This is a genomic window from Pseudomonas sp. GW822-FHT02E03, from assembly GCF_058802325.1.
The window spans coordinates 39,477-45,861 of the sequence record NZ_JBXAOA010000043.1; the positions used below are offsets into that span (position 1 = coordinate 39,477).

5 protein-coding genes are annotated in these 6,385 nt (G+C 61.1%); all 5 read left to right on the plus strand.

Features of this window, described 5'->3' with window-relative positions:
• Positions 1-12: 12 nt before the first annotated feature.
• The 5 genes from hutH (at position 13) to AC1RQB_RS23540 (ending at position 6,278) form a co-directional block, all read left to right on the plus strand.
• The gene (gene hutH / locus AC1RQB_RS23520; RefSeq protein WP_007907820.1) at positions 13-1,545 is read left to right on the plus strand and encodes a histidine ammonia-lyase; all 1,533 of its coding nucleotides are present in this window, start codon (positions 13-15) and stop codon (positions 1,543-1,545) included.
• A gap of 151 nt (positions 1,546-1,696) precedes the next feature.
• Entirely contained in the window at positions 1,697-3,106 is a 1,410-nt protein-coding gene (locus AC1RQB_RS23525) for an amino acid permease (protein WP_063341836.1), read from the plus strand.
• Between the two features lie 17 nt (positions 3,107-3,123).
• Positions 3,124-4,329 carry an imidazolonepropionase gene (gene hutI / locus AC1RQB_RS23530; protein WP_008068820.1) on the plus strand — a complete coding sequence of 402 codons (1,206 nt, stop codon included), beginning with the start codon at positions 3,124-3,126 and terminating at the stop codon, positions 4,327-4,329.
• A gap of 10 nt (positions 4,330-4,339) precedes the next feature.
• Positions 4,340-5,140, plus strand: coding sequence for an N-formylglutamate deformylase (gene hutG, locus AC1RQB_RS23535; protein ID WP_063341835.1), 801 nt, complete (start codon positions 4,340-4,342; stop codon positions 5,138-5,140).
• 190 nt (positions 5,141-5,330) lie between these two features.
• Positions 5,331-6,278: a choline ABC transporter substrate-binding protein gene (locus tag AC1RQB_RS23540; RefSeq protein ID WP_063343906.1), complete on the plus strand. Its 948-nt coding sequence runs from the start codon at positions 5,331-5,333 to the stop codon at positions 6,276-6,278.
• Positions 6,279-6,385 lie beyond the last annotated feature (107 nt).

Genomic DNA, 6,385 nt, shown 5'->3' on the forward strand with positions numbered 1-6,385 from the left:
AGGAGCATAAAAATGACTGCGCTTAATTTGATTCCCGGCCAACTGAGCCTTGCCCAACTGCGTGATGTTTATCAGCAACCGGTCAAAATCACCCTCGACAACAGTGCCTCGGCCCAGATCGAAGCCAGCGTTGCCTGCGTGGAACAGATCCTCGCCGAGAACCGCACCGCTTATGGCATCAACACCGGTTTCGGTCTGCTGGCCTCGACCCGTATCGCCAGCGAAGACCTGGAAAACCTCCAGCGCTCGCTCGTTTTGTCCCACGCCGCCGGTGTCGGCGAGCCGATCAGCGACGCGCTGGTGCGACTGGTCATGGTGCTCAAGGTCAACAGCCTGAGCCGCGGTTTCTCCGGCATTCGTCGCGTGGTGATCGATGCACTGATCGCCCTGATCAATGCCGAGGTTTACCCGCACATTCCATTGAAAGGTTCGGTCGGTGCATCCGGTGACCTGGCGCCCTTGGCGCACATGTCGCTGGTGCTGCTGGGCGAAGGTAAAGCTCGCTACAAAGGCGAGTGGATGGAAGCCACCGAAGCGCTGAAAGTCGCTGGTCTGACCCCGTTGACCCTGGCTGCCAAAGAAGGTCTGGCACTGCTCAACGGTACTCAGGTATCCACCGCTTATGCATTGCGCGGTCTGTTCGAAGGCGAAGACCTGTTCGCCGGTGCCCTGGCCATTGGTGGCATGACGGTTGAAGCGGTATTGGGTTCGCGCTCGCCGTTCGATGCACGTATCCACGCCGCTCGCGGCCAGAAAGGCCAGATCGACGCCGCTGCCGCTTACCGCGATCTGCTGGGCGAGCGCAGCGAAGTGTCCGACTCGCACCAGAACTGCGAAAAGGTCCAGGACCCGTACTCCCTGCGCTGCCAGCCGCAAGTCATGGGTGCTTGCCTGACCCAGTTCCGCCAGGCTGCCGAAGTGTTGGCCATCGAAGCCAACGCCGTTTCCGACAACCCGTTGGTGTTCGCCGCTGAAGGCGATGTGATCTCCGGTGGTAACTTCCACGCCGAACCAGTGGCCATGGCTGCCGACAACATGGCCCTGGCCATCGCCGAAATCGGTTCCCTGAGCGAACGCCGCATTTCGCTGATGATGGACAAGCACATGTCGCAACTGCCGCCATTCCTGGTGGCCAATGGTGGCGTGAACTCCGGCTTCATGATCGCCCAGGTGACCGCGGCGGCATTGGCCAGCGAGAACAAGGCGCTGTCTCATCCGCACTCGGTGGACAGCCTGCCAACGTCGGCCAACCAGGAAGACCACGTGTCGATGGCCCCGGCTGCCGGCAAGCGTCTGTGGGAAATGGCGGAAAACACGCGTGGTGTTCTGGCAGTGGAGTGGCTGGCGGCGGCTCAGGGCCTCGACCTGCGTGAAGGTCTGAAGACCTCGACGAAACTGGAAAAGGCTCGTGCCATTCTGCGTGCCGAAGTGCCGTTCTATGAGAAGGATCGGTTCTTTGCGCCGGACATCAATGCTGCTAGCGAGCTTCTGGCGACTCGTTGCCTGAACGAGCTGGTTTCGGCGAAGTTGTTGCCTAGCCTGTAACGACTCCTTCTCTGATGATCGTTCCCACGCTCCGCGTGGGAATGCCTCTTGGGACGCTCCGCGTCCAGTGACGCAGAGCGTCACGGGGCTGCATTCCCACGCAGAGCGTGGGAACGATCATGTCGCCAATAAAAATAATTAAGGACGAGAAATGCAACAGCCAGCAAAGGGTTTGAAACGCGGGCTCTCTGCCCGACATATTCGCTTCATGGCGCTGGGGTCGGCGATCGGCACCGGGCTGTTCTACGGTTCTGCCTCGGCCATTCAAATGGCCGGGCCTGCGGTATTGCTTGCTTACCTGATCGGTGGCGCCGCGGTGTTCATGGTCATGCGCGCCCTCGGCGAGATGGCGGTGCACAACCCGGTGGCCGGTTCATTCGGCCAGTACGCCAGCACCTATCTAGGGCCGATGGCGGGCTTCATCCTCGGTTGGACCTACGCATTTGAAATGGTCATCGTCGGCATGGCCGACGTCACCGCGTTCGGTATCTACATGGGCTTCTGGTTTCCGGAAGTCGATCGCTGGATCTGGGTCCTGGGCATCGTTTCGGTGGTCGGCGGCTTGAACCTGTGTAACGTCAAAGTCTTTGGCGAAATGGAGTTCTGGCTGTCGCTGCTCAAGGTCGCGGCCATCGTCGCGATGATCCTCGGTGGCTTCGGCATCATGCTGTTCGGCATCAGCACGGCCCCCGGTGCCCAGGCGACCGACATCAGCAATCTCTGGAGCCATGGCGGCTTCATGCCCAACGGCGTGGGTGGCCTGATCGCTTCGTTCGCCGTGGTGATGTTTGCGTTTGGCGGCATTGAAATCATAGGCGTAACGGCTGGTGAGGCCAAAGACCCACAGCGCGTGCTGCCCCGGGCGATCAATGCCGTACCGTTGCGTATTTTGTTGTTCTACGTGCTGACGATGCTGGTGCTGATGTCGATCTTCCCGTGGCAGCAGATCGGCAGCCAAGGCAGCCCGTTCGTGCAGATTTTCGACAACCTGGGTATCAGCTCGGCGGCGACCATCCTCAATATCGTGGTGATCTCGGCGGCGGTGTCGGCCATCAACAGTGACATCTTCGGCGCGGGTCGCATGATGTATGGCCTGGCTCAGCAAGGGCACGCCCCCAAAGGCTTTGCCCGCTTGTCGCGCAATGGTGTGCCGTGGCTGACAGTGGTGGTGATGAGCAGCGCGCTGCTGCTGGGCGTGTTGCTGAACTACCTGATTCCGGAAAACGTCTTTCTGTTAATCGCCTCCGTTGCGACCTTTGCCACGGTGTGGGTCTGGCTGATGATTCTGTTCACCCAGGTGGCGATGCGTCGCTCCATGAGCGCCGAGCAGGTCGCACAACTGAAGTTCCCGGTGCCGTTCTGGCCCTACGCGCCAATGGCGGCGATTGCTTTCATGCTGTTCATTTTCGGCGTGCTGGGCTATTTCCCGGATACCCAGGCGGCGCTGATCGTCGGCGTGGTCTGGATCGTGTTGCTGGTGCTGGCCTACCTGACCTGGGTGAAACCGGCGGCAGGTCAGGCCGCATTGGTGGCGCGGGACCCTGATTTTTCTCATCGATAACCTAACGGAGGCCACGGATGAAAACTCTCTGGCAACACTGCCACGTCGCAACCATGGCGCAAGGCGCCTACTCGATCATCGAGGATGCGGCCATCGTGACGTCCGGTGCGCACATTGAGTGGATTGGTCCGCGCGGCGAACTGCCGCCGGGCGAATACCCGGCGGTCAATGACCTGAACGGGGCTTGGGTGACACCGGGCCTGATCGACTGCCACACCCATACGGTGTTCGGCGGTAACCGCAGCGGCGAGTTCGAGCAGCGTCTGCAAGGCGTCAGCTACGCGGAAATTGCAGCGGCCGGCGGCGGTATCGCCAGCACCGTGCGCGCCACCCGAGCTGCCAGCGAAGACGAGTTGTTCGCCAGCGCCGCCAAGCGTCTGAAAAGCCTGATGCGCGACGGCGTCACCAGCATCGAAATCAAGTCCGGTTATGGCCTGGACCTGGCTAACGAACGCAAGATGCTTCGGGTCGTTCGTCGTCTCGGCGCCGAACTGCCGGTCAGCGTGCGCAGCACCTGCCTGGCGGCCCATGCCTTGCCGCCGGAATACACAGACCGCGCCGATGCCTACATCGATCACATCTGCACTGAAATGCTCCCGGCCCTGGCTGCCGAAGGGCTGGTGGATGCAGTGGACGCTTTCTGTGAATACCTGGGGTTTTCGCCGGAACAGGTCGAAAGGGTTTTCGTCGCCGCGCAGAACCTCGGTTTGCCGGTGAAGCTGCATGCCGAGCAATTGTCGTCGCTGCACGGTTCGAGCCTGGCGGCGCGTTATCACGCCCTGTCCGCCGATCATCTGGAGTTCATGACCGAAGATGACGCCATTGCCATGGCCAAATCGGGCACCGTCGCGGTATTGCTGCCCGGCGCGTTCTACTTCCTGCGGGAAACCCAATTGCCGCCGATGGAAGCCCTGCGCAAACACGGCGTAAAAATCGCCATCGCCAGCGATCTCAATCCGGGCACTTCGCCGGCGCTGTCGTTGCGCTTGATGCTGAACATGGCCTGCACCTGCTTCCGCATGACCCCGGAGGAGGCCCTGGCTGGCGCAACGATTCATGCCGCCACCGCGCTGGGCATGGCCGAGACTCACGGTTCGCTGGAAGCCGGCAAAGTCGCGGATTTCGTCGCCTGGCAGATTGATCGACCAGCCGACCTGTCGTACTGGCTGGGCGGCGACCTGGAAAAACGCGTCGTGCGTCACGGCGTCGAAACAAGCGTTTAGGAGAGCAGTTGTGGATAAGGTTCTGAACTTCAAACAAGGCCGCGTGCCGCTGCTGATCAGCATGCCCCACGCCGGCCTGCGCCTGACCCCGGTGGTCGAAGCCGGGTTGATTCCCGACGCGAAAAGCCTGCCGGACACCGACTGGCACATCCCCAGGCTTTACGAATTCGCCGCTGAGCTGGGCGCCAGCACGCTGGCCGCCGAGTACTCGCGATTTGTCATCGACCTGAACCGACCGTCCGATGACAAGCCGTTATATGTCGGCGCCACCACTGGTCTATATCCGGCGACGCTGTTCGATGGCATTCCATTGTTCCGTGAGGGCATGGAGCCATCGGCTACAGAGCGTGCGACTTATCTGGAACAGATCTGGACACCGTACCATCGCACCTTGCAGGAAGAGCTGGCGCGACTGAAAGCCGAATTCGGCTACGCGCTGCTGTTCGATGCACACTCGATCCGCTCGATCATCCCGCACCTGTTCGACGGCAAGCTGCCGGACTTCAACCTCGGCACCTTCAACGGCGCCAGTTGCGATCCACAACTGGCCAGCCAACTGGAAGCCATCTGCGCACGGCACGGCGATTACAGCCATGTGCTGAACGGTCGCTTCAAGGGCGGGCACATCACCCGGCACTACGGTAACCCGGCCGAGAACATCCATGCCGTGCAACTGGAGTTAGGCCAGTGCACGTACATGGAAGAGTTCGAGCCGTTCCGTTATCGCCCGGACCTGGCAGCGCCGACGCAAGTGGTGCTCAGGGAATTGCTGCAAGGGTTGTTGGCGTGGGGGGAGAAACACTACCGGTGACTGATCGTTCCCACGCGGAGCGTGGGAACGATCATCGGAATAACGCATCAGGACAGTCGCCACCGTGCAAATCTCGGTCGCTACAGTTCGCTTTCAGCCTCTCGACGCTGCGTAATGTTCTGGGCACGGTGCACGAAGACACCGGTCCCTGACAATAATCTGCCGCGCGAGAAAGCTCCCTATGACAAGCATCAAAGGTTTGTTCACCCGCTGTCTCTCAATCCTCTGTGGCACTGCTCTTCTGAGCGCCAGCGTTTTCGCCAACGACCCCGCTTCCTGCAAGACCGTACGCATGGGCGTGGTCAACTGGACCGACGTCATCGCCACCAGTGGCATGGCTGACGTATTGCTCAACGGCCTCGGCTACGAAAGCAAACAAACCAGTGCCGTGCAGCAAATCATCTTCGCCGGCATCCGCGACAAACGCCTCGATATCTTCCTCGGTTACTGGAAACCGGCGATGGATAAAAACATCGCCCCGTTCGTGGCTGCCAATCAAGTGAAGGTCATGGACAAACCGAGCCTCTCGGATGCCCAGGCGACCCTTGCCGTGCCTGACTATGTCGCGGCTGCCGGCCTGAAAACGTTCGCCGACATCGCCAGATTCAAGGATCAGCTCGGCGGCAAGATCTACGGCATCGAGCCGGGTAGCGGCGCGAACACCACGATCAAAACCATGATCGAGACCAATCACTTTGGCTTGAAGGACTTCAAACTGATCGAGTCCGGTGAGGCCGGGATGCTCGCCGCCGTTCAGCGGGCGGTCAATCGCAAGGAGTTCGTGGTGTTCGTCGGCTGGACCCCGCATCCGATGAACATCAACATGAATGTCACCTACCTGACCGGCAGCGAAGACGTCTACGGTCCGAACGAGGGAGCGGCGACCGTTTCCACCGTGACCGCGCCGGACTATGCCGAGCGTTGCCCGAACGTGAACCGCTTGCTGGAAAACCTGACCTTTACCGCGGCTCAGGAAAGCCAGTTGATGGTGCCGATCATGGAGCGCAAGACACCGCAGGATGTTGCCAAACAGTGGCTGCGTGATCATCCCGAAGATCTTCAGCGCTGGCTGGCGGGGGTCAGCAGTGTTGATGGCAAGGAGGGTGTGGCAACCGTTCAGGCCAGTCTGAAGAACTGACTGGTCGAGCGGGGTCACTGTGGCGAGGGGGGCGCAGAACCTGTGGGAGCGGGGGGGGGGGGGGGGGGGGGGGGGGGGGGGGGGGGGGGGGGGGGGGGGGGGGGGGG

What these genes read in the sequence shown, in the direction of transcription:
- hutI (WP_008068820.1), top strand. Translation starts at nt 3,124, where the DNA reads ATGAAAACTCTCTGGCAACACTGCCACGTCGCAACCATGGCGCAAGGC.
- AC1RQB_RS23525 (WP_063341836.1), top strand. Translation starts at nt 1,697, where the DNA reads ATGCAACAGCCAGCAAAGGGTTTGAAACGCGGGCTCTCTGCCCGACAT.
- hutH (WP_007907820.1), top strand. Translation starts at nt 13, where the DNA reads ATGACTGCGCTTAATTTGATTCCCGGCCAACTGAGCCTTGCCCAACTG.